The sequence below is a fragment of the Litoreibacter meonggei genome (genome assembly GCF_003663885.1).
GTDB lineage: Bacteria > Pseudomonadota > Alphaproteobacteria > Rhodobacterales > Rhodobacteraceae > Litoreibacter > Litoreibacter meonggei.
In genome coordinates this window covers 642,624-667,301 of record NZ_RCCE01000003.1, presented here as the reverse complement: position 1 = coordinate 667,301, position 24,678 = coordinate 642,624, and the positions used below count along the sequence as shown (strand labels likewise).

26 protein-coding genes are annotated in these 24,678 nt (G+C 53.4%); 11 read left to right on the top strand and 15 right to left on the bottom strand.

Annotation, left to right across the window (positions count from 1 at the left end; genetic code table 11):
- Positions 1 to 35 precede the first annotated feature (35 nt).
- Positions 36 to 1,049 (bottom strand): sterol desaturase family protein, encoded by a 1,014-nt coding sequence (locus BCF46_RS11715; protein WP_121024381.1) that lies wholly within the window; start codon positions 1,047 to 1,049, stop codon positions 36 to 38.
- Between the two features lie 178 nt (positions 1,050 to 1,227).
- Between BCF46_RS11715 and BCF46_RS11710 the strand changes: the two genes are divergently transcribed.
- Positions 1,228 to 2,265: a LacI family DNA-binding transcriptional regulator gene (locus BCF46_RS11710; protein ID WP_170157922.1), complete on the top strand. Its 1,038-nt coding sequence runs from the start codon at positions 1,228 to 1,230 to the stop codon at positions 2,263 to 2,265.
- A gap of 5 nt (positions 2,266 to 2,270) precedes the next feature.
- Here BCF46_RS11710 and BCF46_RS20085 read toward each other — a convergent pair whose 3' ends face one another.
- Positions 2,271 to 2,402, bottom strand: coding sequence for a hypothetical protein (locus BCF46_RS20085; RefSeq protein WP_281272095.1), 132 nt, complete (start codon positions 2,400 to 2,402; stop codon positions 2,271 to 2,273).
- Here BCF46_RS20085 and BCF46_RS11705 point away from each other — a divergent pair, their 5' ends adjacent.
- Complete coding sequence (locus BCF46_RS11705; protein ID WP_121024378.1) at positions 2,403 to 3,377, top strand: aldo/keto reductase; 975 nt, start codon at positions 2,403 to 2,405, stop codon at positions 3,375 to 3,377.
- Positions 3,374 to 4,060 (top strand): creatininase family protein, encoded by a 687-nt coding sequence (locus tag BCF46_RS11700; RefSeq protein WP_121024376.1) that lies wholly within the window; start codon positions 3,374 to 3,376, stop codon positions 4,058 to 4,060. Before BCF46_RS11705 ends, BCF46_RS11700 begins: the two co-directional genes overlap by 4 nt.
- Before the next feature lie 956 nt (positions 4,061 to 5,016).
- Here the strand turns inward: BCF46_RS11700 and BCF46_RS19625 are convergent.
- From BCF46_RS19625 to cuyA, 9 genes are all read right to left on the bottom strand, one after another.
- Positions 5,017 to 5,640: a hypothetical protein gene (locus tag BCF46_RS19625; RefSeq protein ID WP_147435991.1), complete on the bottom strand. Its 624-nt coding sequence runs from the start codon at positions 5,638 to 5,640 to the stop codon at positions 5,017 to 5,019.
- A 126-nt stretch (positions 5,641 to 5,766) separates the two neighbouring features.
- Positions 5,767 to 6,744, bottom strand: coding sequence for a hypothetical protein (locus BCF46_RS11690; protein ID WP_121024372.1), 978 nt, complete (start codon positions 6,742 to 6,744; stop codon positions 5,767 to 5,769).
- Positions 6,745 to 6,748: 4 nt separating this feature from the next.
- Positions 6,749 to 6,937 (bottom strand): helix-turn-helix transcriptional regulator, encoded by a 189-nt coding sequence (locus BCF46_RS11685; protein WP_121024370.1) that lies wholly within the window; start codon positions 6,935 to 6,937, stop codon positions 6,749 to 6,751.
- 74 nt (positions 6,938 to 7,011) lie between these two features.
- A complete protein-coding gene (locus tag BCF46_RS11680) occupies positions 7,012 to 8,091 on the bottom strand; it encodes a hypothetical protein (RefSeq protein WP_121024368.1) in 1,080 nt (359 codons plus the stop codon).
- 328 nt (positions 8,092 to 8,419) lie between these two features.
- Positions 8,420 to 9,139 carry an alpha/beta fold hydrolase gene (locus BCF46_RS11670; protein WP_121024366.1) on the bottom strand — a complete coding sequence of 240 codons (720 nt, stop codon included), beginning with the start codon at positions 9,137 to 9,139 and terminating at the stop codon, positions 8,420 to 8,422.
- Positions 9,136 to 10,677: an ABC transporter permease gene (locus BCF46_RS11665; RefSeq protein WP_121024364.1), complete on the bottom strand. Its 1,542-nt coding sequence runs from the start codon at positions 10,675 to 10,677 to the stop codon at positions 9,136 to 9,138. The genes BCF46_RS11670 and BCF46_RS11665 overlap by 4 nt, the downstream gene beginning before the upstream one ends.
- A complete protein-coding gene (locus BCF46_RS11660) occupies positions 10,674 to 11,729 on the bottom strand; it encodes a quaternary amine ABC transporter ATP-binding protein (RefSeq protein ID WP_121024363.1) in 1,056 nt (351 codons plus the stop codon). The genes BCF46_RS11665 and BCF46_RS11660 overlap by 4 nt, the downstream gene beginning before the upstream one ends.
- A gap of 91 nt (positions 11,730 to 11,820) precedes the next feature.
- Positions 11,821 to 12,792 carry an ABC transporter substrate-binding protein gene (locus BCF46_RS11655; protein WP_121024361.1) on the bottom strand — a complete coding sequence of 324 codons (972 nt, stop codon included), beginning with the start codon at positions 12,790 to 12,792 and terminating at the stop codon, positions 11,821 to 11,823.
- Positions 12,793 to 12,831: 39 nt separating this feature from the next.
- On the bottom strand, positions 12,832 to 13,845 hold the full coding sequence (gene cuyA / locus BCF46_RS11650; RefSeq protein WP_484175998.1) for a D-cysteate sulfo-lyase: 1,014 nt from the start codon (positions 13,843 to 13,845) through the stop codon (positions 12,832 to 12,834).
- A gap of 198 nt (positions 13,846 to 14,043) precedes the next feature.
- Between cuyA and BCF46_RS11645 the strand changes: the two genes are divergently transcribed.
- The gene (locus BCF46_RS11645; protein ID WP_121024357.1) at positions 14,044 to 14,937 is read left to right on the top strand and encodes a LysR substrate-binding domain-containing protein; all 894 of its coding nucleotides are present in this window, start codon (positions 14,044 to 14,046) and stop codon (positions 14,935 to 14,937) included.
- Positions 14,938 to 14,962: 25 nt separating this feature from the next.
- Here the strand turns inward: BCF46_RS11645 and BCF46_RS11640 are convergent, their stop codons facing one another.
- The gene (locus BCF46_RS11640) at positions 14,963 to 15,370 is read right to left on the bottom strand and encodes a WYL domain-containing protein (RefSeq protein WP_121024355.1); all 408 of its coding nucleotides are present in this window, start codon (positions 15,368 to 15,370) and stop codon (positions 14,963 to 14,965) included.
- Positions 15,371 to 15,751: 381 nt separating this feature from the next.
- Between BCF46_RS11640 and BCF46_RS11635 the strand changes: the two genes are divergently transcribed.
- The 7 genes from BCF46_RS11635 to BCF46_RS11605 all read left to right on the top strand — a co-directional run bounded on the left by BCF46_RS11635 (position 15,752) and on the right by BCF46_RS11605 (position 20,546).
- Positions 15,752 to 16,363: a ribonuclease D gene (locus BCF46_RS11635; protein WP_121024353.1), complete on the top strand. Its 612-nt coding sequence runs from the start codon at positions 15,752 to 15,754 to the stop codon at positions 16,361 to 16,363.
- Between the two features lie 9 nt (positions 16,364 to 16,372).
- Complete coding sequence (locus BCF46_RS11630) at positions 16,373 to 17,350, top strand: KpsF/GutQ family sugar-phosphate isomerase (RefSeq protein WP_121024351.1); 978 nt, start codon at positions 16,373 to 16,375, stop codon at positions 17,348 to 17,350.
- A 3-nt stretch (positions 17,351 to 17,353) separates the two neighbouring features.
- Entirely contained in the window at positions 17,354 to 17,953 is a 600-nt protein-coding gene (gene lptC, locus BCF46_RS11625) for an LPS export ABC transporter periplasmic protein LptC (RefSeq protein WP_121024349.1), read from the top strand.
- 9 nt (positions 17,954 to 17,962) lie between these two features.
- Complete coding sequence (locus BCF46_RS11620; protein WP_121024347.1) at positions 17,963 to 18,475, top strand: LptA/OstA family protein; 513 nt, start codon at positions 17,963 to 17,965, stop codon at positions 18,473 to 18,475.
- Complete coding sequence (gene lptB, locus BCF46_RS11615) at positions 18,472 to 19,233, top strand: LPS export ABC transporter ATP-binding protein (protein WP_121024345.1); 762 nt, start codon at positions 18,472 to 18,474, stop codon at positions 19,231 to 19,233. Before BCF46_RS11620 ends, lptB begins: the two co-directional genes overlap by 4 nt.
- 236 nt (positions 19,234 to 19,469) lie before the next feature.
- Positions 19,470 to 20,042, top strand: coding sequence for a ribosome hibernation-promoting factor, HPF/YfiA family (hpf, locus tag BCF46_RS11610; RefSeq protein ID WP_121024343.1), 573 nt, complete (start codon positions 19,470 to 19,472; stop codon positions 20,040 to 20,042).
- Positions 20,043 to 20,081: 39 nt separating this feature from the next.
- Positions 20,082 to 20,546, top strand: coding sequence for a PTS sugar transporter subunit IIA (locus tag BCF46_RS11605; RefSeq protein ID WP_121024341.1), 465 nt, complete (start codon positions 20,082 to 20,084; stop codon positions 20,544 to 20,546).
- Here BCF46_RS11605 and BCF46_RS11600 read toward each other — a convergent pair.
- The 3 genes from BCF46_RS11600 to BCF46_RS11590 are packed head-to-tail and all read right to left on the bottom strand — an operon-like array spanning position 20,543 to position 24,678.
- Positions 20,543 to 21,973 (bottom strand): nodulation protein NodH, encoded by a 1,431-nt coding sequence (locus tag BCF46_RS11600; protein WP_121024340.1) that lies wholly within the window; start codon positions 21,971 to 21,973, stop codon positions 20,543 to 20,545. The two genes, BCF46_RS11605 and BCF46_RS11600, sit on opposite strands and share 4 nt — an antisense overlap.
- A gap of 3 nt (positions 21,974 to 21,976) precedes the next feature.
- Positions 21,977 to 23,671 carry a DUF5927 domain-containing protein gene (locus BCF46_RS11595; RefSeq protein WP_121024338.1) on the bottom strand — a complete coding sequence of 565 codons (1,695 nt, stop codon included), beginning with the start codon at positions 23,669 to 23,671 and terminating at the stop codon, positions 21,977 to 21,979.
- Positions 23,668 to 24,678 (bottom strand): glycosyltransferase family 2 protein, encoded by a 1,011-nt coding sequence (locus BCF46_RS11590; RefSeq protein ID WP_121024336.1) that lies wholly within the window; start codon positions 24,676 to 24,678, stop codon positions 23,668 to 23,670. The genes BCF46_RS11595 and BCF46_RS11590 overlap by 4 nt, the downstream gene beginning before the upstream one ends.

Sequence of the window (24,678 nt, the reverse complement as noted above, 5' to 3'; positions counted from 1 at the left end):
ACCTGCGAACAGCCTAGACTTGTAAGCAACGGCCATTAGGCCTCCCCTTTGCGCGCGTTTGCTCTTTCTTTCTTCTTGCGAAAACGATCTTGCATGATTTTGTCACCGGCTTTCGAACCGTCATGCCAAGTGCCCATCCAGCGATCCAATGGCATCATCCCATCGGCGTAGTTCACTTCGAAGTACTTGTGGTGCAGGTAGTGGGCATAGGCATGTGTATCGAACGCGCCATCCTCACCTGTCTCAATCTTGTCGAAGCCGACATGCCCGACCACAGCTCCCGTTCCCGCAATATTGAGGTGATAGATCATCAGCAGTGGATGCGATGGCAAAACCAGATGGATCAGGCTGCCAGACCAGTACAAAAGATGTTCAACGGGGTGCATTGATAACGATGACCACGGCGACGGGTTGACCGAATTGTGGTGTACCGAATGGATCCACTTATACAGCACCGGAATATGGATCAGCCGATGAATACAATAGAAATGGAATTCGTGCAGGATGGGAATAACAAGACCAAAGCAAATCAACCAAATCGGATGTTCAGAAAAGGTGGCCCAAGGCCCCCAGCCGTTGGCCCAGGCCCACAGCATTCCGACCTCATAGGCGGTCCAAATCGGCAATCCGGTGCCAAATGTGCGGATGATGTTGTCCACATTTTGGCTTTTGAACATGAATACATCCGACGGATGTTCCGACGGAAACTTGCCGTTGTATTTGAAATGTGTTCCCTGACGCCGCTTCACATACAATCGCAGTTCTAGCGCCCCGTAAAACAGGATCACAATCGCTGAGTTGCGTGCAAACAGGTAAATCACCCACCCCCACTCCACCGTTTCGAGTGTCTCACGGGACGGTGTCAACAGAAACCAGAACACCACGCTGATAGCTAAAAAAGTCAGGTTCCACGGCAGGAAATAGCTTGGCAACCAGCGCACGAATTTCATCGGGCGAATGGGCCAGATAAAGACCGGCGCGTTTTCAATGGCGTCATTGGGGCGCCAATTGCCACGCTTGTCCCGCGTGCCGCTCTTTAAGTCGTCCATCGCTATACCCCCTGACAGTCTGAACAGTGAATTTGTGCCGATCCAGAGATCGAAACTCGGTTCCGTTGATTAGAACCATCATGCCTGCTGGACCAATTTGTCGCATGTCGGAAACTGATTGATTTACATCAACTGCAAAAAATCTATGCTCCCTTGCAACGTTAGTTTAGGGGGCGAAATGGCCAAAAAGGGCGACTCACGACCAAGATTACAAGACGTTGCGCGTAGTGCCGGTGTCGGCACGGCCACTGTTGATCGCGTATTAAATGAACGTGGCAACGTGAGCGAAGACGTCCGCCGCAAGGTCATTGACGCGGCACGCGCGCTTGGGCTTCGCCGTCAATTGCCGCCGTCCTACAAACCACTTATCCGACTCAATCTGATCCTTGCACGTCCCGATCTTCCCCTTCTCGCCCGCATTGCGTTGGAGTTTCGGAACCTTGCTAAAACTATCGACAGGCGCATAAGCCTTCACATCACCACTCTTCCCCATGAAACCCCCGATGCCCTCGCGGCAGCCATAAGGGCGACGGATTGCGATGCGGTGATTGCTTATGCCCAGAACGATGCCCTGATTCACGATGCGATAGATGATGTCGGCAAACGAAACATTCCTGTGATCTCGATTATCTCAGACCTGTCGGGTTCTAAACAACTCGCCTATGCTGGAACCAATCATCATACCGCTGGACGAACCGCAGGCTACTTCGTCTCGCGCATGGTGCCGCTTGGTGGCCCTGTCATGGTTTTATGCAGTCACCTCGGTTTCCAATCCCACGCAGATCGTATCGCCGGATTCAAGGAGTACCTGACGGAACATGCCCCAAAGTTGACGATTGTTGGTGTCGTTGAGGGTCTGGACGAACGTGACCGGTCAAGGGAAAAGCTCATTGCGGCATTCCGCGAGCGTCCAGATATCGCCGCGATATATAATGTCGGAGGCGCCAATCTAGGTGTCCGGGCAGCAATCGAAGCCGACGTACTCCATAAGCGCCCTTTGTTCGTCGGCCATGAACTTACCCAATATACGACCCAGATGCTCCGCGATGGGATAATGACCCTAACGCTAGACCAAAACCCCCGCCTCCAAGCCCAATTCTCTCTGGATGTCCTGATGGATCACTTTGGTTACGAAGGCAGACCAGTCGCGCGCCCCTATGTCTCAAACGTCCCCATTGTGCTTTATGGACCAGAGAACATCCCGCCAGCGCCCTGATTGTTTCACATCAGCTTCGTGTCTGCACAAAGCATGACGGCACCGCTAGGTTTGCCCAAAAGCAATTGGTGCCGCACACCTGCGGCGGCCACACCCAAGGAGGCGTTGATGAACAAAATCAAAGCGAACTTGCCCACATGAAGTATCGCGGTTTTGGCCGCACAGGTTGGATGGTGTCGGAAATTGGTTTCGGCGGCTGGCAAATTGGCGGCGCTTGGGGCCCGGTTGACGATGACGTCTCCGTATACACACTGCTCCACGCCTTTGAACGTGGCATAAATTTTGTGGATACTGCGCAGCTCTATGGGGCGGGACATTCCGAGAAAATAATTGGACGGGCGCTGCGTGAATGGAGCGGCGACAAGATTTATGTCGCGACTAAGGCCCAACCAACTGTCTGGCCAAACGCAAGTGACAACACACCTGCTTTTCGCGGACGTTTCCCCGATTGGCATCTTCGCGAGAACGTCGAAAACTCGCTGCGCCACCTTGGCGTGGAACGCCTTGATCTGTTTCAATTGCACACTTGGGCGCCAAACGGTCATCTGGAATTGGACTGGCTTGAAACCCTGAATGATTTGCGCCGTGAAGGCAAAATCGACCAAATCGGCGTTTCGCTGCGCGACAATCGCCCTGACGAAGGCGTAGAATTGGCGCACCTTGGGTTGGTAAGCTCGCAACAGGTCATTTTTAACCTGTTCGAACAGCAGCCCCGCGACGCATTGTTCGGAGCCGCCAAAGCCAGCGACACCGCGATCATCGCACGGGTGCCCTTGGACAGCGGGTCGCTGGTTGGACACTGGACTAAAGACAGCTACGCCACTTGGGAAACCGGATCACAACAACACGAAATGTTTCGCGGAGATCGGTTCGCGCAAACCTTGATGCGGCTTGATGCGCTTAAGGGCGAACTCGGCGACGCTTTCCCGACTCTCGCCGAAGCCGCAATGCGATACGTCTTGTCGCACGATGCCGTTAGCGTTTTGATTCCGGGTATGAAAACCCCACAGGAGGTCGATATGAACATCGCCTATTCAGACGGAAATCACCTGCCGGAAGCGCTGCTCGAACGATTAGAAAAGCACGCCTGGGCAAGGAATTTTTACACATGACAAGGCAAATTGAACGCCTGCGCCCGCATCAAATTCGCACCGCTTTGGCGGAAAAATCCACTATCTGGATGCCACTCGGCACGATCGAATGGCATTGCGAACATCTGCCAGTCGGGCTGGACGCCCTCACGGCGCACGGCCTGTGCCTTCGTGCTGCTGAACAAGGTGGCGGGCTTGTCATGCCGCCACTTTATTTCGGAACAGGTGGCGGACATAGTGCATACCCATGGACGATTATGATGGAAGACTCCGCCGAAATTGAAGCCATGTTAGCTCGAACTGCCGAACGCCTTTGCGCGATGCATGTTGAGCGGTTGATCATCTTCAGCGGCCATTTTGCAGATGAACAATTGGTGATGATTGACTGCTTCGCTGCGGATTGGAATGCCAAAAGCGACCGTCTCAACATCATTGCCACGGCAGTAAACCGCTGTGTGGCTGCGAATATTGAACCGGATCACGCAGGGGCCTTCGAGACGAATTTAATGCATGCTATCGCGCCGGAAACCGTCGACATGTCACAACTTCCAAGTCTTGACAAAACACTGGACGCAATCGATCGGCATGACAAGAAAAGCCCAATCTGGGGTGTGATAGGAACGGACCCTCGTACTACCAACTTTTCCGAAGCCGATAGTCTCGTCGAGACCCTGACAGCGTGGTTAGTGCGACACCAGCTTTAGCTCTGCACACGCAGCGTAAAAAATTGATCTCACTCATCCATACGGTCTAAGAGGAACAACCGACATTAGCTGAATAGATTTTCGACGTCAGATTTCACATATGCGCGCTTATACGAATCTGGGCTATGGATTGTATAACTCGGGCCCGAACATCTGTTGCGACAAGGCCTGCGTGGCTGGTCGTAACCAACCCATAACTGGCGTCATACACAACGCCGCGAACGGCAACTTCAAGCCCAACTTGAACAATTCTGCGTGTCGAATGAATGACCGGATTGCGCTGATAGTGCGCTTCGATCAACAGTGCCTAAACCTCTTGGAGTGGGCACGCACTATCGATTGGACCGAATACTGTCTCATAATACCAAGCCTGAGACGGTATTTCGCCACTGCACTGGCTCGTTCAGTATGACCTTCCCGGACCTAGGCGGTCTCAATTACTTTGCCTCAAGACTAGAGTGCTTCACGTATTCACGCGCCACTTGTGCAGCCTGATACCCGCATCACTACCAACCGTTTCAAAGGGGATATGTATGTCCGTGAGCTACAAAGAACGCGTCGATAGCGTCGACAAACGCCTGTGCTCAACGAAATTTCCTTCGTAGCAAGGCTGTTCGACGACGCTTCATAGTCCCAAGGCTTAAGCTTGAATCCGACCACATTCAATTAACGCAGCAGAACCCCAATTAGGCTTCCAAGTCGAAGACTTGGTTATTCACATGTACTTTAGTTTCCGAAAACCAACGGAAAGGCTTCGCAGCTCCTTAAATTCCTTTCCTCGTAGGCCGTGCTTGAAGTTGGGGTGATGCGCCCCCGATGATGCACCGCCTCGTGCTCCATGCATACGGCATACACTCCAACCCGTGACAGCGGGGGCTCGACAACGCAGCTTGGTGGATTTCGCCATTGCTGTGCAGCGAGGTGCGCAATGTGCCCTTTGCATGGGGTTAGCGTCATCATTCAACATCTATCCCTCCAGATCTGACGTCCCCCACAATCGCTTGTCCACCTGCGTTAACAGTGACGTGCTCTACGCGGATGGTTTGCGAAGGGCTCTTGCGATATTTCTTCAACGCCTCGAGTTGCGTGACGAATGTACGACCAAGTCGGTTCGTGATCCTGTCATATGACTCTCTTGCTTGGTCGCTCTTGGCATTCAAAGAACTCCCCACACTAGTCATCATGGCTGCATGAGTGACGGCCATTTGCGTGACAAGCATCGCCTCGATCGCATCGTTAGGTTCCAACTCAGCTCCCATTGATAAAACGAAGGACCGATAATGAGCACCCCCTTCGCCAAGGCCTTGGAGGGCGCTCATCAGAAGACCACGAGCTGCGGTAGAGCTCTTCACGCCGTACATCGATTGCAGCTCCGTCTCATCTGGCAAGTTATCTGCGATCTGAGATGTCGTTACGCTTCCAAGGTCCGGTGTGCATCGTTGTTTTATGGTTTGGCAGGCTCCAAAAGACGCGACAGAGTTGCTTGCAGTAACCGAATCATTGCTGGTCGATGCCGACCGGCCAGTAGGAGTATTTCCTCCAATTTGACTATCATGTTTACGGTCTGTCACGTTGTTCATTTTTCATCCTTCCAGTCAACGAGTTTGCACCTACTCTCCCGCCTTGCGGTGTCGGGGTGCAAAGGTTTCGCGGGACCTAAAATGCGAGCCAATCGAGATAATTTCTTTGGCAGCAGGCCTCACCGTTCACAACGACAGTCCTGCGGCTAAACACTCCTCTCGAGTAACCAATCCCTGAGCTAACAACTCGCGCACCTCATCAGACGAACAGGTGCGAGCAAGACCAGATCTCTCTTTGATCCAGTTCGCGGAAGTTTGCCGTACATCAGCTTTTGTAGCGCCGCTGTACTTGGGAGTACGGGGTTGCCTGAAATCCTTCTCACGCAGCCAGTTCTCAGGAAGCTTCATGAACCTAATTTCATTGCCCTTTTGCTCGCAAGCGTATGCAGCGGCTGCTTTGATGATTGCGTTGGGAGGTATGTTCTCTGCAATCAAGGACGCCAAAGCGGATTTGACTTTTCTGACGTTGCCTTCACGAGGGTAAGCACTGGTGAACCACTCAAGAATGCTGGATATCGGTTCGATTGTCTCGCAAAGCCGATTGCTGCTACAAGCTGTTATTGAACTGGGTTTAGGAACTGTGATGGGTGGGTGTTTCTTCCCGCCTGTTGTAGGTAATTCCTCCCCCCTTATGTCGGAATTATTCCCACCTTCACAATCTGAGTTGGTGATTTTTCCCACCACCGGCTCAGATTGGGCTCTCCGATTTATGATCGCGGATTCACCACTAGCGCGCGTCGTGTTGCTTAACATTCCTGCGCGGCGTTTCGCGCCATCCTGCATAGCTTGGGAGGTTAATTGATACTCAGTCGCAATCCCTTTGTGCTTTCCACGCTTGACCGAATAGTATTGAAGAAATGAAGAGTTCTTTTTCACGCGGCGACGCAGGGTGTCTACTGAAATTCCAGCGCAACTCGCAAGCTCCACATCAGTTCGAAAACACCACCCAGATTTCCGATCAAGTAGTGCTGTGATGAGAACTGTCGCAACCTTAGTAGCGGAGGGCGACAGGTTGTCATCTAGCGCCATGTTCTGAATGATCTGGAGTTTCAGTTCAGACAGTGTGAAATCGCCGCTGAGGGTTGAAATATCTGGCTGATACATAACCTTAGCTCCCACCCCTCGGTTTGGGATCTAGCTTCTTCAGTGCAGCAAAGACCAGATGATCGGGAAAGTAGTTGATCCCGCCAATCTTGGTTGGTGTTGGTAAGCGGCCTGCCTCGATGTCACGATAGATCGTCGTGCGGCCTCGACCGCCGAGCATCTGGCGCAGTTGTTCCATAGTTAAATATCGCATGTCACGGTACTCCGATTTGTTTCGTAGTGACCACCGTGCCATTGCAATTTTGTCTGCGCCGAATGCGCAAACACTTATTTTTGCTTTTTAAGTGCTTTGTAGTAAATGCCCTGAATTCTTGAGGGACTAGTAGATAATCCCATGTCTTTCTGCACTTTTCGAGCGGCAGGCATGACCTTACACCCGCGCCGTACAAGCACGCCCATCTGCTTCACAATCTCGCTATCTCTATCGGTTTGGGCTTCGCTACGTTTAATGTTGTCGTCCAAAAGCGGTTTTTCTTGCTTCTTTTTCCCCTGTGCCAGCTTCTGCAGGTAGTGATCGTCAAGCGCGTTCCAGTGGTAGCCGATTGAGCAGGAAAGGGCAGTCGCTTCGACCATGTGTCTTGAAACGTTTTCCGGGGTCCACAGATCTTCATTGCAGCAAGCAGGCGGTAAAAGTCGTATGTGCATGTTCAGTGTTCTCACCCCCAACAGCACGTTTACTGCATGGAAAACGCTTGTTCTAAGCCATTGTGCGTTTTCATCAGCGATCTGAACCAAAGGATAGGCCCCGGCTTCGGCTTCTTCAGCCTCTTCCCAAATTCCATCGCGTTTTGGGCTCACTACTTTCCGCTTTTTCTTTTCCACCAGTTTCAGGAAAGTTTCATCAAGGCCCCTAAAGGTAACCCCTTCACTCTCAATTGCCTTAATCGCGTCGCTCTCGGCGGCATGCAGCCACTCGTAGTTGGGATCTTCGGGTAAACCTGCATTAAGAATTTCTAGGTTATTCGCAGCCCGTTTCAACTGGTGCAGCTTAAAACCCTCGTCTCCGCCGTGGGTTTTCGTGTGGCAGGCCAAGTAGGTGTCCATGGGCTCGCCACTATCTGGGTCCGAGACTGAGATAAATCTTTCAGAAACTTTTCGCAGCGCTCTGTCATAGGAACCTCGGCGGATATGCTGCAGTAGCTTTTTTTCATCGCGAAACGTTGCGGGTCGCTTGGGCCCGAGGGGACCATCCCCTCCCAGCGGCACGTGAATAACTGGGACTACTTGTTCCAGTACCCAAGTCAGTTCAGAGATCTCAGAGCGATCTGCACTACCGAGAAAATCCTCGGCAGAAATATGCTCCCAGAATCCGAACTTTGCCCATCCACGCCATTCATACATCGCCATTCTCACATGCAGTTCAGTTGTTCTGACGTCTTGAACGGGTCAGTTTGGAACCTTTCAACGCCATATTTTTGCTTCACCACGTCACAACCACAATGTGGGTAAACAGCTTTTGCTGACTCATTCGAGATGCGGTCACCCAGCGCGTCAACATTTGGTGTTCCCAGTTTCACTGAATAACTGCATTTGATATTGCGGTAGTCGGCCTTCCCAAGCAGTGCATAGACCAAGACTCCATAAGGACGCGCCTCTTTTCTAGAAGGTCCGTGCGGCGATAAGCACGCTCAACGCTGCTTCCTACACCGCGCCAAGACAAAACTAAATGTTGGACCTACTGGAGGAAATCCAACACCAGATCATTGAAAAGCCGCGGCTTTTCAAGATGAACCGCATGGGCGCAACCTGGTACGACAGCTAGACGTGCTGCGGGGATGGTTTGCCAGAGGTGTTGTGTTTGTTGCCAAGGGTATGTGCGATCACCATCTCCCCAGATGACAAGCGTCTTGGACCGTATTTTCGGTAGAAACTCGATTCCTGACCATGCCTGCATGGCGTCTAGGCCAGCAGCTATTGCACCGGGTGAAGATTTCTCTGCAATGTCAGCACAATGCTCATAGGCCTGCGCAAGCTGTTCGTCTAAAAACCAGGTTGCTGATATGCGGCGAGCGGTGGCACGCGCACCATCAATTTCTGCGCGACGCTTGCTCTCGTCAATGGTTTCAAAACGGCCGGGCAGAACACCCGTCGCACCGGTGGCATAAAGAATAAGACGATCAACGGAATTTGCATCCCGACTCATCATTTCTTGAACGACCATGCCGCCCATCGAATGGCCAAGAAGATGGTATCGGTCCACATCTTTTGCCCGCAGGTCCGAGATGACCCAATCGGCAAACCCACCGATTGTCTCTATCGGTTCAAGATGTGCGTTTTGCCCGAAGCCCGGCAGGTCGATGGCTATGACATTAAAATGGTCTGCCAAATCCGGCAATTGCGGTGCCCATTGCGCACTTCCCCCCATGAAGCCGTGAACCAGAACGAGCGGTGTCACTTACGGTGCCCCTGAACGATCCGATCAAGGATCATGGCACAGAACAGGATCGAGAACCCTGCAAGAATACCTTGCCCCACATTCGCGTATTGCAGCGCTTCCAATACATCTTCGCCCAACCCCTTGGCGCCGATCAGCGAGGCCACGACGACCATGGCCAATGACAGCATGATGGTTTGGTTGATCCCTGCACGGATTGACGGCCCTGCCAGCGGAAGGTCAACGCGGGTGAGCAGGTACCATTTGGTGGCACCAAACGAGATCGCCGCCTCGCGCACACTGTCAGGCACTCCGCGCAACCCAAGCACGGTAAGGCGGACGACCGGGGTGCCACCAAAGATCATGGTTGTGACCACAGCGGCAGGCTTTCCGGTGCCAAAAAAAGCGATGACCGGGATCATAAAAACGAAAGCGGGCATGGTCTGCATGAAGTCCATGATTGGCTGAATGAAGGCATAAAGCCGTCGCCTGCGCGCGCAGAACATGCCCAACGGAATGCCGATGAGGATCGACAAACACGCGGCTGTCCCCAGCAAGGCCAGTGTCGTCATGGCTTTCTCCCAAAATCCCAACAATCCCATGTAGGACAGGAACGCCCCAGACCAAACAGCCATTCGAATGCCGGCGGTCAGCCAAGTAAGCAAGATGATCAAGCTGGCGACCACAATCCAAGGTGTGCTGACAAAAACCAGTTCCAACGCGTCTAACAACAATCGGATACCGTAGGTGATAAAGTCGAACAGGACCTCACCATTTGCGACGCAATAGGCAAAGAACGCCTCCACCAATTCAATGCTATCGAGTCGATAGTCGGGATCGGTGGGAAACGCCGTGAGAATGGCGAAGCGGTTGGGAAAGCTGTAATGCAACACAGCTGCAGCCACGATAAACGCCATGAAAATGGCGCTGAAAACGATATGGGAAATAGGCAGGCCAGACCGGACAGAGCGGTCCGACAACCAGTCTGAAAAGCGTGTCTCTAGCGCCCAATTGGCAACGGTGGCTTGAATGGCCTTCGTCACCAGCAAAATCACAAGCCCCATGAGCGCAATCCAGATACCTTGCTCTGACTGCGCAACCGCTTCGGCCCGGATACCTCCGATGGCGGCCTCCAGAGACTCGACCGTGCGCTGGTAAACGTCGATCTTGTCCGAGCCAGACTCGATGGCTGCTGCGAGTTGCTCACGACGCAGTTCAAGCGTGCCTTCGATAGACGCAATGCGTTTGAAGGCGTCCGCGGCAAGGTCTCCGAACAATCCGCGTGCGATCTGCACCAAGGCCAGAGTTTCTAAGATCAAAAACGGCAAGGCCCACGACCACAGCCCCCGTGCGCCGAACCAAATCGGGCCAAACAGACCCGCCATAGCATTGAAAGTCGGGGTAAATTTCGAGCTTTCGCCGATCGTGTCGAACTGCGCGATGTAATAATCCGGGTTGGTGCGCACAAAGGTGCGTATGTTGTCTTGGCGTGCCTTTGCGTAGGCGAGCGCCGCTTCGGTGTCTTTAGCGTCCAGTGGGTTTTCAGCAGCGTCGGTCATGACATTTCGGTCCCTTCAACAACAGTTCGCAGAATGTCTGAACGGGTGATCACCCCGACATCTACCCCCTGCCGCGCGACAATAATTGCGCTCTCGTGGTCGATTGCCAGATTGATCAGGGTGCTAAGTGTTTCGTCCTGATTGACACGAGGTGCGTCTGCCCCAAGGGGGCCATTGGCTTTGATGTAGGCCTCGATGGGCTGCATCACTGCGTTGGCGTGAACCACTTTGAGCCGCGAAATACCCGCAACAAATTCCGCCACATAATCGTCAGCAGGATTCATGACGATTTCCTCTGCTGTTCCCGTCTGGACCAACTTCCCGTCCCGCATAATTGCGATCCGGTCACCGATGCGCACGGCCTCGTCCAGATCATGGGTGATGAAAACAGTGGTTTTCTTAAGAATTTTCGACAGCCGGATGAATTCATCCTGCAATTGGCGGCGGATCAGGGGGTCAAGCGCGCTGAACGGCTCATCCATCAGCAACACATCTGGGTTAGCCGCCAACGCACGAGCAAGGCCCACCCGCTGCTGCATGCCGCCCGACAGTTCGTGGGCAAATTTCGAACCCCACGCCCCGAGCTCCACAATGTCAAGAATTGCCGCGGCCTGCCGCATGCGGTCATTCTTGCTGACCTGCCTGATTTCCAAAGGCATAGCCACATTATCCAACACGGACCGATGCGGCATCAGGGCGAAGTTCTGAAATACCATGCCGATTTTGCGGTTGCGAAAGCCTTGCAGCTCTTTCGTGCCAAGCCCCATCACATCCGTCCCTTCGATCAGGATTTTACCCGATGTCGGTTCCAGCAGGCGGTTGAAGTGGCGCACCAATGTGGACTTCCCGCTGCCAGATAGCCCCATGATGCAAAAAATCTCGCCGCGATTAACCGACAGGCTCACGTCAGCCACACCAACTACGGCGTTGTATCGCGCAAGCACCTCTGCCTTATCCAACCCCTCGGCCCGGATAGCCTTCAGAGCCACTTCGGGGCGCCCACCAAAAATCTTCCAGACATTAGAGATCTCGATGACTGTGTCGGTACTCATGTCGTGTACCCTTCGCTATTCGGGAGAGATCAAAGGTGATGACGGCCCCCGACATGCGAGGGCCATCATGCTTAAATCACGTCAATGTAGCCTAGAGCCCCAACCACGCATCAACACGTTCTGGGTTTGCTTCAACCCACTCGCGCGCAACTTCAGCCGGTTCGCGACCCTTGCCGCTGATCTCAAAGGCAAAGTTGCTGACATCGTCGGCGGTCAGCGAAAACCGCTCAAAGAATTCAGCAATAGCTGGCGAGCGAGCGGCCAGAGAATTGGACCAAGCGATTTGCACATTCTTCAGCGCATCTTTGGATGCCACGTTGGATTTGGTGTACCAATCCGGATCGTCCGAGGGCTGAATCATAGTGTATTTTGCCGGATCGTAGGCAGGCTCGCTCAACATCTCGACGTCGAACATGTACCAGACGGCATGTGGTTTGTAGCAGTAGAACGCGTAGCCCTCGCCCTTCGCGATAGAGTCTTTGATGCGCGCAGTTTTCACGCTTTCCTCTGCCCGAATGGGTTCAACAAAATCCAGCAGCCCATAGTCCCGGGTTTTGACTTCGTTCACATTGGCAGATGCCCAACCGGGGGCGCCGATCCACATCTCACCTTTACCATTGCCGTCACTGTCCATCAGCGCAGCAACATCTGGGCGCCCTAAGTCCGCAATGTCGGTGATGCTATTGGCTTTTGCGAAGTCCTGGGACACGCAGAAGCCCTGATTGCCTTCGTAGGGGTTGGATGACAGCGTTACTGTGCCTGCGCCGTCAACATATTTCTTGGTGAAGCTCTCTTGGTTCGGCAGCCAGACATCGGGATGGACGTCGATGTCACCCTTGCCTTGGTCCATCGCTTGGAAAATCGTCGCATTATTGCCGGGCACCATTTCGGCGGTTCCGCCAATACGCATCTCGACGACGGCGCCAAGAAGATGGGCAATCGCTTGGGCTCCGGTCCAAGAGGGAACGCCGATTTTGACTTCTTCAGCGGCGAAAGCAGGCACGCTGAAGATGCCGATGGCAGATGCCAGCGTAGCCGTCATGAGGGTCTTTTTCAGTGACATTTTAAGTTCTCCTTGTTGAGTGATTTTTTCTTGTTTTTATTAGGTTGAGTATCCGGGAAGATCGAATGTATCGGGGTAACCGAAGAGCGCAGCACTCCCCCCCGTATGCAGGAACACGACGTTTTCCATTCCATCGAAATAGCCCTTGCGGATCTGATCAATCATCCCGTCCAGTCCTTTGCCGGAATAGACAGGGTCGAACAAAAGACCCTCCGTTTGGGCAAGCAGTTTCACCGCCTCGATCATACCTGAGGTCGGCAAGCCATAACCGGGGCCGACATAGTCACAATTCGCGCGCACATCTTGGCGGTTGATGGTCAGCCCTGTGCCCATGTGGTCCGCGGTACGTTGGGCTAGATCGAAAACCATTTGCTCTTGTTTGTCTCGCGGCGCGCGCACCCCAATCCCCAGCAAGTGGATTTCGCTTCGAATCGCGGCAAGGCCCGTGACCAATCCGGCCTGCGTCCCGGAGCTGCCTGTTGCGTGCACAAGTGCATCCACCTTCAAGCCAATATCGGTCGCTTGTTCAGCCAGTTCGCGCGCGCAATTCACATATCCCAGCGCCCCGATGGCGTTAGAGCCACCACCCGGAATAATATATGGCGTGTGCCCGTCGTTGATTAACTGCTCCGACAGAGCAGTCATCTCGGCATTCATGTCAGTGCCGCCGCTGCGTTTTGAGACCGATGCACCGTGCAGGCGATCCAACAAAACGTTGCCGTTCATGATGTAATTTTCGTTGTTCGAGTTCGTGCGATCCTCAAGCAAGATATGACAAGCCATCCCCAATTTTGCCGCAGCGGCTGTTGTCTGCCGCGCGTGATTTGACTGGGTTGCACCTTGTGTAATTATCGTATCCGCGCCATGTGCCTGCGCATCTGCCATCAAGAATTCTAACTTCCGCGTCTTGTTGCCACCAGACGACAACCCGGTGCAATCGTCCCGCTTCACCCAAAGGCGTGGACCACCGAGAAGCTCGCTCAGGCGATCCATCGGCTCCAAAGGGGTCGGCAGATGTCCAAGGCGGACTTTGGGAAACTTCGCTAATGCAATCGACAGGTCTTTACACAAGCTGACGGTCATTTCGGGCGTAAGGCCTACGTCAGCGTCGGCAATTTGCGGATTCTGGGTCATGCACTCTTATCCTTTGAGCTGATTCACCCAAAGCTTGCCCTATACCAAAGTAAAAAAAGAATGCCTTCTTCTTGGGCTGCCCGTACAGTTTGTTTGAGCAAGCGTAAGGAAGCGAGTATGGACCTTAAATTTTTGGACGATGTCCTTGTGCTTTTGGAAGAAGGCAACATGACCCGTGCAGCCTCCCGAAGGAACATCACCCAGCCTGCTTTCTCTCGGCGTATTCGCGCCTTCGAAAACTGGCTTGGCGTCGAGGTTTTGGAGCGGGGGGCCAATTCCGTCGAGATCAGTCAAGCTTTGAAAGCTAACGAGCCTGAAATGCGCGCCCTAGTGTCCCGGATTGCAGACCTTCGAGGTAAGATTGCGCAATTTAACCCCGCCAGTTCGACCATCTCGATTGCGGCGCAACACGCGCCCTTCATCTCCACGCTTCCTGATATGATAGTGCACGCAAAGCATCATCTTCCGGCGTTGAAGTTTCGTTTGCGTACCGGCAACCTACGAGATTGTGTCACCCTCTTTCTAAGAGGCGATGTGAACACGTTACTGTGCTATGAATCTGAAAATACGGGGCCTTTGCCCTTCGGAGACACGATCCGTCGAGAGCCGTGGGGCGTCGACTATCTGATCCCCGTCATTGGCGGGTCGCGGCGGTATACGGTCAAAGACCACGGTAAAATTCCTCATGATACGCCATCTGTTGTGTATCCAGAGGGAAGTTACTTCGGCGAATTCCTTAATTCAGCGGAAAGGATGTTTGGCACATCCGCCTTCAGCAACAATCCCGTTTGTGAGTCAGCTTTCTCTAGCGGCGTAAAAGAGTTGGTCCTAAACGGAATTGGCGTTGGATGGATCCCGTACAGCATGGCGCATCGCGAGATCGAGAACGGAAGCCTCATTTCACTTGCCAACAGTTTGGGAAAAGAGTGCCTTAAGGTAACAATATATACCAACAAAGACGACGAGATTTCCAATACTCTACTGGATGTATGGGGAGCCATTCAGCACTAAATTGGCGAACATGGTAAAGTTGGCTCTAGTCACAGACGTTCTCCTTGATAAAGCAATTCGAACCGATGCAACCGTCCCAACCGTCTCGCTTTATGGATTGAGATTTCTTATCGAAGTCACCTTCGATGAGTTCAACGAACTTGATCTTATCGAGTCTGAAAATCCGTTCGGCCGCAAAATCTCGCCCTTTTGTACAACCACGAGTTTGCCAACCATGCACGTATAGTTTGCCGTTTTTGCCAATTGCAACTTGATGCACATCAACAAGACGCGGGAGGCACCCTTTACTAACGTCTTTGTCGTAGATCAGCTCAACAACACGGTTTGTCTTAGCAGCCTCGCAGAGCGGGGCTTCGTATTTCGATTGAGCTTGAGCAGAGGAGAGTTGCGCAAGAGCAATAAGAATTACCATTGTTACGCGAATAAATTTCATTGCCGTGTCCCTCAAAAAAGGTGTTTTCTTACCGTATTCTGCAAAGAGTAGAGTGTTTTCGCAGTTCGGTGGCTCTTAGTTTGGCTCGGTACTCTAAACCTCGCTGAATTTAGTCAGTAGGACAACGGGTCAGGGTATCTCGATCATGTGCAGCACAGGGTCATTTTGCTAGTAGGTGTCCGCTATTTTCAATCGTGAGACACAGCAAGAAGCTGATTTAGGCAGAGCTACTTGTGACACTCGTCCGAGTCCGGTGTGAAAGCGGCACCCACCCCTAGGGGCAAGTAGCGGACCTCAGCAACGCCGCATAAACATCCCCGTTGTTGAATATCGAACCCAAAGAGCCTATTCCGCATTGGAAACCTGAAGGGAGCCTCACGCGTGGCCAATTTTCTGCACCAAGGCGACCTGCCTGACGATCTTGACCTCGGCTCGGTTGTAGCCATTGATTGCGAAACCATGGGGCTTAACCCGCATCGCGACAGGCTATGTGTCGTGCAATTGTCAGCGGGCGATGGCGATGCGCATCTTGTACAAATTGCGATCGGTCAATCAGACGCTCCTAACCTCTGCCGCATGCTTGAAGACCCAGATGTTTTGAAGTTGTTTCACTTTGGCCGCTTTGACATCGCTGCGATGTACAATGCGTTCGGTGCGCTCACGGCACCCGTCTATTGCACCAAAATTGCGTCCAAACTGGTGCGCACCTATACGGACCGCCATGGTTTGAAGAACCTGCTCCAAGAGCTTTTGAGCGTCGACGTTTCCAAGCAACAGCAATCCAGCGACTGGGGCGCGCCAGAGCTTACGAAAGCGCAGCACGACTACGCCGCATCAGACGTCTTGCACCTGCACCAGTTGAGAACAGAACTGAACCGGATGCTGGAGCGTGAAGGTCGCATGGAATTGGCGCAGAACTGTTTCGACTTCCTTCCGACCCGCGCTCGGCTGGATTTGGCCGGCTGGCCTGAAATTGACATCTTCGCGCACTAGATAACGTAGATGGAAAACAAAACCTCACCAGAGACGTTTCTGAAGATTGGCCGTCGTGTCATCACCCGCGAGGCAGCGGCGCTGGAACTTCTGGCAGATAGCTTGAACGACAGTTTCGCCGACGCCGTAGAACTGATGCTTGGGGCCACCGGACGCGTAATTATCTGCGGTATGGGAAAATCCGGCCACGTTGCCCGCAAGATTGCGGCGACTTTGGCCTCGACCGGCACACCTGCACATTTCGTCCACCCTGCAGAGGCCAGCCATGGCGATCTGGGTATGATGGCGCAAGGTGACGTGGCGCTGATCCTGTCCAACTCCGGTGAGACACCGGAGCTTGCGGATGTGATCGCCTATACCCGCCGTTTCAGCATTCCGATGATCGGCGTCGCCAGCCGCGCCGAAAGCACGTTGATCAAACAATGCGACGTCGCGCTGGTTCTGCCCAAAGCCGAAGAAGCCTGTGACACCGGCGTGGTGCCGACAACATCGACCACGATGACCTTGGCCTTGGGTGACGCGCTGGCCATCGCGTTGATGGAGCATCGCCAGTTCACCCCCGAAAATTTCCGCGAATTCCACCCCGGCGGAAAGCTGGGCGCGCGCCTGTCCAAAGTGTCTGATTTGATGCATTCCGGCGAAGAGCTTCCGCTTATCGCTATGAACGCGCCGATGTCGGACGTGCTGATTGCCATTAGCCAAAAAGGGTTTGGTGTGGTGGGCGTCGTCACAACTGAGGGCGACCTAGCGGGCATCATCACCGATGGTGACTTGCGGCGCCATATGAAGGGGCTGCTTGATATGAGCGCAGCCGAGGTTATGACTGCCAACCCGAAAACCATCGCGCCGGACGCCTTGGCCGAGCAGGCCGTGGCAAATATGAATGATCGCAAGATCACCTGCTTGTTTGTGACTGCGGCAGGCAATGGCGGCGCACCACTGGGCATCTTGCACATTCACGATTGCTTGCGCGCTGGCGTCGCCTGACGCATGGCCCGCGTTGACAACAGGTACTCGCGTTTCGTGCAGTGGGCTAAGATTGTCTTTCCCTTGGTAGCACTTGGCCTGCTGTCGACGATGTTCCTCTTTTCGCGCAACCTAGATCCGTCTGACGCCATCCCTTTCGCAGACATAGATGTTGAGAAGATTGCACGCGAACAGCAGCTAACAGCGCCTCGTTTTTCGGGAACAACCAGCGACGGTTCCGCCATCATTGTTGAAGCCGGGGTCGCAATTCCCGACCCAAGCAACCTGCGTCGCCTTACCATCCGAAAAGTCGTGGCGCGCATCGAGACTGAGGCAGGGCCATCGTATGGCATCATTGCTGAAACTGCGTTTTATGACGGGACTGATGACTTTCTTGAATTGGAAGGCGATGTACGTTTGTCCACGTCGGCAGGATATAAGCTAATAACCGGCCAACTTATCGCCAATCTGGCCGAAACCGGAATCACCGCGCCCGGCGCAGTAGCCGGCAGAGGGCCGGCAGGCCAACTGGAGGCAGGCTCCATGTCACTAACGACCAACGGCGATACACAGGTTCTTGTTTTCAAGAATGGCGTGAAGCTGGTATACGATCCAAAAGAGTAGAGGGTGACTATGACTGTTTTTTCCAGATTTGCTGCCTCAGTGGCGCTTGCCCTCCTCGTGATCTCCGGTTCAGCCCATGCTCAGGGAGCATCAGTCGCCTTTGGTGGCCTGAAACATGATGCATCGCTGCCGGTAGAGATTACCGCTGATGAGTTGACGGTGGATCAAGCCACTGGCAGCGCGGTTTTCATCGGAAACGTCGTCGCAGGACAAGGCGAGATGCGTTTAAGCGCTGGTCACGTGCAGGTTCAATATGCAACCGAGAATGGCCAAGCCACCGGCCGTATCGACAAATTGCTGGCGACCGGCAGTGTCACTCTGGTGAATGGCGCCGAAGCCGCAGAGTCGGACAAGGCGATCTATTCGGTCGGCGGCTCGGAAATTGTGATGACAGGAAATGTCATCCTCACTCAGGGCATTAACGCATTGTCTGGAGAAAAGCTGACCGTTGATCTGACATCCGGCTCCGGTCGCATGGAAGGCCGTGTGCGCACCATCTTCCAAACCGGCGGTAACAAATGACCGATGCGCCTGACCTTAGCGTCCAAGACGGTTCGTCCGGGCTGAAAGTTCTTGGGCTACGCAAGAACTACAAGCGCCGCCCGGTGATCCGTGACGTGTCAATGGAACTCGCCCGCGGTGAAGTTGTAGCGCTGTTGGGTCCGAACGGTTCCGGCAAGACAACCTGCTTTTATTCAATCGCGGGGCTTGTGACGCCGGAGGCTGGTACGGTCACGATTGACGGGCGCGACGTCACCCTGCTGCCAATGTATCGGCGCGCAAAGCTTGGGATTGGATACCTCCCGCAGGAAATGTCCATTTTTCGCGGCCTGAGCGTCGAGGACAACATCATGGCGATTCTCGAAATCGCCATCAAAAACCGCACAAAGCGCCGCGAACGGCTGGAAGAGTTACTAAACGAATTCTCTATCGGTCACCTTAGACGTGCACCTGCCCTGTCCCTGTCCGGTGGCGAACGTCGCCGGGCTGAAATCGCACGCTGTCTGGCCGCTGATCCGAAATATTTGCTGTTGGATGAACCATTCGCAGGTGTTGATCCGATAGCCGTAGGCGAGATTCGCGGATTGGTGTCTGACCTTAAAAAACGGGGTATTGGCGTGCTGATCACGGATCATAATGTGCGCGAAACGCTCGAAATCGTGGACCGCGCCTATATTCTACATGATGGCCACGTCCTGATGAGCGGCACCACCGAAGAAGTCGTCAAAGACGAGAATGTGCGCCGCGTCTATCTGGGGCAAAATTTTCGGATTAGCTAAACTTTTCAACGCCGAAAAACCGATTTCCCAATCTCTTTAGTTGACACATGGCCCTCCCTCGTCGCCAAATGGGGTCAATGAGTGATCGACAGCCCCAGGCTTTGGTCTTGCCTCGCGCAAACCCCGAAACGGACACGTCCCGCACCCTCGGGCGATACCAGACACTCAATCCAAATCCGGCCATAAGTATTGATTTTTGGTCGGTTATTTCCCCTATTTATCAATAAGGAGACGCCATGCGGTACCAGATCACGGGCAAACAAATTGACATTGGCGAAGCGCTTCAGACTCATGTCAGAACTGAACTTAGTAGCATACTGGAGAAGTATGCAGGGCGGCCAACAGACGCCACAATCGTCTTCTCAAAGGATGCCCACGAATATGTCTGTGAAGCGGTTGTACACCTCAGCACCGGCCTGACGACCCAGGCACGTGGCCACAGCACTGAAATCTATGCGGCCTTCGATTTATGTGGCGAGAAAATGGACAAGCAGCTCCGACGCTACAAGCGTCGCCTCAAGGACCATCATAAGGATCGATCACAACCAGTTGAACTCTCGGGCGCATCCTCCTATATCCTTGCCGCAAGCGGGGGGTCGGACGACTCAGAGCCCGAAGATCTGCAGCCAATCATCGTTGCAGAAATGGAGACCAACATCCCTTCGCTCTCGGTCGGGGAAGCCGTGATGCAGATGGAAATTGCGGGCGCACCTGTGCTCGTATTCCGCAACGAGGGAAACAAGAACGTCAACGTCGTGTATCATCGCGAGGATGGCAATATAGGCTGGATTGACCCCACAAGCAGCTAGATAAATGAGCCGTAGCAGGCCACGTTCAGAGAGCAGACCATGCAAATCTCGGAAATCCTGACTCCGTCAGCTGTGAAGACTGTCTCGGCAGTCACCAGTAAGAAGCGCCTCTTTCAGGAGGTCTCTGAGATTGCATATGCTGCGCATGGGATTCCGGCAGATATTTCGCTGGCAGCCCTACTCGAACGCGAATCCCTTGGTCCAACTGGTGTGGGCCATGGGGTTGCCTTGCCACACGCACGAATAAAGGACCTTGATCGGGTCGTTGCAGTGTTCCTGCGCGTGGAACGCCCTTTGGACTTTGACTCGGCTGACCGTCATCCTGTTGACTTGTTCTTTGCCCTCTTCGCGCCGGAATCAGCGGGTGTGGATCACCTTAAGGCACTGGCTCTGGTGTCACGGACAATGCGCAATAGCGACGTGTGCACCAAGCTCCGCTCCAACACCAACCCCACGTCTCTTCACGCGATATTGACGGAAGCGGTGGAATCGAAAGCAGCTTAGCTTTCGTCCCAGCGCCCAAAGCCGAAATTTATGTAATCCTTGCGGTAGGCGGCCATCGCCAGCTTTTCCAACTCTTCATAATAGATATCTTCCAATCGGAAGGGGCCTATCTCGGGCTCCATCTTAATTGCATCGGTCTCAATCCCTAGTGATTCAGCCATCGCAACCAACCGGTCAGATAGCTCTTCTTCACGGATGACCGCATCTGGAAGCACCACACCCGCCGCACCTTGCAACAACGCAGACTGTGTCGCCCAAACCGCGTCGATGCGGATGCTCGTTTGCCCGGCCAAATTGCCCTTCAAGAACTTCAAGAAGTTGGCAAAGGCTGCGCGATGCTCGGTTTTCGAATACGAGCTAAGCTCACCCTGATTCGGGACGGCGACACCGTATTTGTTCCGCATGACTTTTCGTGGATCAGAAAAATTATCATCGCGCTTCGGAACAATGTATTCGCAAAACACCTGATGCGCCCGCGCCAAGGGGTGCCGGATCACTGTAAAGCTCCGATGCCCTGGATTGTCCCGCTTCCATTGGCGCAGAGCCTTTTGAGAAAGGTTCGTTTGAAGGTCCTCCGCATCGACATCATCGAGAGCCGCAAGCCAACCAAGTACCGAGGCTTTTGGCGATGCCGCGACCGGGATGAACAGCAGTGGAGCCTCCGCCGCCAGATAGAATCCGGGCACGCCCGGACCGCGACGCGGTTCGAAGTTTGGCGTGTTTGACAGCGCAAAATGGTCGATGCTCGCAAGGTCTTTAACCATCTGGTCATAATTGGTGACCTTGTCTTCCAACTCGCTTGGGTTTTGTTTTTTGACCGAGTTAGGCGTGGCGCCAATACGTTCGCTTGAGCCGATAAATCGCGCCATTCCGTTCAACACATCGACATTGCCGATATCTTCGTAGGCAACATAGAATCCGGTTTGACCAGACACCTGCATGCCCTTGAGAATATCCAGCTGAAACGCTTGCTTGGCCTCCAGATGGGTCAGAAATTCATCACGATCAAATGCAACAGTCGCGGAGCGGCGCTGCTTCATATCCGACAGCTTCCATTGACCGGTTTGCGCGGCAATCTTGAGAGAGACATAGCTGTCCAAAGGGTTTCGCGTAAGGATAATTTTGGCGCATCTCGGGTCTTCAAGCACATGCGCCATAACCCGCGGATCGTGGTCGTTGAAGAAGCGGAAACCGGGAAACCCGTCGGTGTTTTCCTTCATCCGTTCTATCAAAGACAGCGGTGAAATTTCCCGCTGCGCCATGTCGACACCGAACAACGCATCCTTGTTGTGATGCCCGACGAAATGCGGATTATAGGCCTCCCCATAACAGTGAAGGTCGCTGAACTCGTTCAGGCTGGCTTCAAGGAAGTTGGACCCGGTGCGCATTTCGGCAAAAACAACGAAATACTCGAATTGGTTGCTCATGATCTATTTCACCAAATAGGGGCGGCCACCCTGGGGTTTCTCGGGGCTGTCTTGATTCAATGGGAAGTCGCCCATCAGATGCGGGCTCATCCCCTGGTTTTTCAAGTTTTGCAAAAATTGTCCAAATCCACTGAGATCCGCCATAACGGGCACCTCAGAGAGGCGTCTCTGGCCAATACCGCCGATTTCATCAAGAATTGCCTGCAAATTTTCCATCGGGTTTTCGATAAACTCCGCAAGGCTCCAGATCCGGACGCGCGCTTTGGTTTTACCCATGCGAAGCAGGTCCAAATGAGCGGTTTCAATGCGTTGAAGATGCGCCGCGACTTTCCGCAGGTCGGAAAAGTTCTGGTTTGAATGAAACAGCGGAATGGCCCACGCACCAGAGATTATCGAGATTTGCGCGTTTCTGTCGGTGGCTAGAAATTCCGAAACTTTTTGGTCGTCTGCCGGACCAAACTGAAAGCACTGGTGCTCCCCTCGTGTGTTCCAGATCAGGTTCGTCATAAAGGCCTGCGGGCTATACTCCCGCAGCTGCGCACTATCGGATAAGGCCCCGTTATAAACTGCATCACCGCCAGCGAAGTGAACTTGGTCTTCAGCGAACAGGTGCCCATGCACCCGATTGCCGGTCCGGCGGGCAATCCACGCTTCAAAATCTTCGAACAGGTCCGTAAACCCTTCGAACACGGAATAACGACCGCTAGTTTTGCCATTCTCCCAACCCTCGTTGGGAAAGCGCCCCTGCATGTAAAGACCTGCACGGCCACGGGTCCGTCGTTCTGTTGCACGGCTAAACAACCGGTCAATTTTCAGCGGGTTGGGTTCTGCCATCACCAATGCCCGAGACGCCGGTACCAGAAATTCGCGATACAAACGCTCTGCGCGTGGCCAAATTTTACGCGCTACAAAGCAGTCCGATCGCCGAAGGAGTTGCAGGTGATCGTCGTAGAAAACATGTGGTTTTCCTTGAAAGTCGAACTTGGACAAAGTCAGCGAGCGACTTTCGATTTGAGTAGAATAGAGCCGTGATAGGGTCTGAAAATAGCTCTCATCAGGAATCCAAACGCGCCTGAAATAGCGATCAAATTCGGCGCGGCGGGGATCTTCCAGAATTGCCGATAAAGTCTGTCTGGTCAGGCACCACCACTGCGACCCTAGATGGGGCGTCACCCCATCCGGAATGCGGCGTGCAAGCTTTAGGCGCCGTTGAAGATCAACATAGTGGTCAAACAGACGTCGCTGACGTTTCCATGAGAACGGGAAACGCAGAGTAAACCGCTCCTGATCTAGCCCACCCACGGTCCAGTCCACCTCATCAGTCGTTACAGACTCGATAAAGTCGGTACGAGGGCGCTCATCCAGATAAGTCTGTATTTCCTCTACCGGTCGCAGCGGCATGCACGATCCACTGGACAAATAGACGTGACGTACTTCGGTGAACGCATCCAGCATCAATTCACAAGCAGATTGGGTGGCCGCAACGATCGACCAATTGCCCCACTCGCAAGCGTGGCGTTCCGAAAATCTGACATTGTCCAGATCAGCAAGCTTACCTTTGAAGTATTCAAAAGCCGGCCCGTCGACGCGTTTGTCGACATGGATAACAATCGGCTTGCCATGCTCGGACCAATGCCGCGCGACCTGCGCAGCACGATCCAGTGCGTCGTGCACCAACATGACAAACCCAACACTCATGCCCAATTCCCCTTGGACATCAGGCCCAGAATCTCTAGCTGACGCCAGTTGATATACTTCTCAGACCATTTGCACCACAAATCCGGGTCCTCAACCAGGCCGCTATGATACGCCTTATACTCATGGCTATTGGCGAAATGCTCTTTGCGCTTCAGCTCCTCTTCAGACTTTGACGTGAAGGTATCGAGAAACTTTGCGTGAAGAAGACAGCCAGATGTCTTCTCGCCACCCCACTCATCATAAACAAGATTGAGGCCCCGCGGCAGAAGCATATGGGACGAACTAACATAAGCGTAACTCCGATCCCAACGCACCAGCGGAACCTTGTTCAACGCCGGGGCGCGTTCAGGTTTGTCGGCAAAGAATGCGCGTGCGCGAGGTCCGCCTTGTATCCAGAGGTTTCCGTATCTTTCGTTCTTCTGGATTGTGTAGTTACCGCTGTCGAACCAATGGACATGCTCGAACGGATCATTGCCAGCTTCATATTTAACGGAGTCTATCGGCCCCTTTGGATACATATCCAGAAGCATCGTTCCGAACGATTTGACCGACGATGCATCAAGCCAGTCAGTCAGCGCTTTGATCGGGCGCGTATCACTGAACGGATAGACAAGGAATTCGTCAACATCCAGCACCAGACACCAGTGCTGATGTCCGTATTTCCGCAACAACCAGTTTATCCAATCGACACCAAATCGGGATCGCTTGTAGCTATGGTGAGTTCCAAAAACCGATACGTCAGGCTGTGCGGAAAGATAGTCGGTCGTTCCGTCATCCGAACCGTTGTCGACAAACACAAAGTGATCAACCCCAAGCTCGCGGTAGTATTTGAGGAAATAGGGCAGACGAACAACTTCGTTACGCAGCGTGCAAAACACAATGATGTCCGACTTTGCAATCTGGTCAGTTCGATTCTTCACCGGCGCAAGTTGCCGTCGCTTGCGGACTGCCCGCATGCGCCACCGTTTCCGCTCTAGGCGAAGCCGATATGATTTCAGGAGACCCAT

What these genes read in the sequence shown, in the direction of transcription:
- BCF46_RS11715 (WP_121024381.1), bottom strand. Translation starts at nt 1,049, where the DNA reads ATGGACGACTTAAAGAGCGGCACGCGGGACAAGCGTGGCAATTGGCGC.
- BCF46_RS11710 (WP_170157922.1), top strand. Translation starts at nt 1,228, where the DNA reads ATGGCCAAAAAGGGCGACTCACGACCAAGATTACAAGACGTTGCGCGT.
- BCF46_RS11705 (WP_121024378.1), top strand. Translation starts at nt 2,403, where the DNA reads ATGAAGTATCGCGGTTTTGGCCGCACAGGTTGGATGGTGTCGGAAATT.
- BCF46_RS11700 (WP_121024376.1), top strand. Translation starts at nt 3,374, where the DNA reads ATGACAAGGCAAATTGAACGCCTGCGCCCGCATCAAATTCGCACCGCT.
- BCF46_RS19625 (WP_147435991.1), bottom strand. Translation starts at nt 5,640, where the DNA reads ATGAACAACGTGACAGACCGTAAACATGATAGTCAAATTGGAGGAAAT.
- BCF46_RS11690 (WP_121024372.1), bottom strand. Translation starts at nt 6,744, where the DNA reads ATGTATCAGCCAGATATTTCAACCCTCAGCGGCGATTTCACACTGTCT.
- BCF46_RS11685 (WP_121024370.1), bottom strand. Translation starts at nt 6,937, where the DNA reads ATGCGATATTTAACTATGGAACAACTGCGCCAGATGCTCGGCGGTCGA.
- BCF46_RS11680 (WP_121024368.1), bottom strand. Translation starts at nt 8,091, where the DNA reads ATGGCGATGTATGAATGGCGTGGATGGGCAAAGTTCGGATTCTGGGAG.
- BCF46_RS11665 (WP_121024364.1), bottom strand. Translation starts at nt 10,677, where the DNA reads ATGACCGACGCTGCTGAAAACCCACTGGACGCTAAAGACACCGAAGCG.
- BCF46_RS11660 (WP_121024363.1), bottom strand. Translation starts at nt 11,729, where the DNA reads ATGAGTACCGACACAGTCATCGAGATCTCTAATGTCTGGAAGATTTTT.
- BCF46_RS11655 (WP_121024361.1), bottom strand. Translation starts at nt 12,792, where the DNA reads ATGTCACTGAAAAAGACCCTCATGACGGCTACGCTGGCATCTGCCATC.
- BCF46_RS11645 (WP_121024357.1), top strand. Translation starts at nt 14,044, where the DNA reads ATGGACCTTAAATTTTTGGACGATGTCCTTGTGCTTTTGGAAGAAGGC.
- BCF46_RS11640 (WP_121024355.1), bottom strand. Translation starts at nt 15,370, where the DNA reads ATGAAATTTATTCGCGTAACAATGGTAATTCTTATTGCTCTTGCGCAA.
- BCF46_RS11630 (WP_121024351.1), top strand. Translation starts at nt 16,373, where the DNA reads ATGGAAAACAAAACCTCACCAGAGACGTTTCTGAAGATTGGCCGTCGT.
- lptC (WP_121024349.1), top strand. Translation starts at nt 17,354, where the DNA reads ATGGCCCGCGTTGACAACAGGTACTCGCGTTTCGTGCAGTGGGCTAAG.
- BCF46_RS11620 (WP_121024347.1), top strand. Translation starts at nt 17,963, where the DNA reads ATGACTGTTTTTTCCAGATTTGCTGCCTCAGTGGCGCTTGCCCTCCTC.
- lptB (WP_121024345.1), top strand. Translation starts at nt 18,472, where the DNA reads ATGACCGATGCGCCTGACCTTAGCGTCCAAGACGGTTCGTCCGGGCTG.
- hpf (WP_121024343.1), top strand. Translation starts at nt 19,470, where the DNA reads ATGCGGTACCAGATCACGGGCAAACAAATTGACATTGGCGAAGCGCTT.
- BCF46_RS11605 (WP_121024341.1), top strand. Translation starts at nt 20,082, where the DNA reads ATGCAAATCTCGGAAATCCTGACTCCGTCAGCTGTGAAGACTGTCTCG.
- BCF46_RS11600 (WP_121024340.1), bottom strand. Translation starts at nt 21,973, where the DNA reads ATGAGCAACCAATTCGAGTATTTCGTTGTTTTTGCCGAAATGCGCACC.
- BCF46_RS11595 (WP_121024338.1), bottom strand. Translation starts at nt 23,671, where the DNA reads ATGAGTGTTGGGTTTGTCATGTTGGTGCACGACGCACTGGATCGTGCT.
- BCF46_RS11590 (WP_121024336.1), bottom strand. Translation starts at nt 24,678, where the DNA reads ATGGGTCTCCTGAAATCATATCGGCTTCGCCTAGAGCGGAAACGGTGG.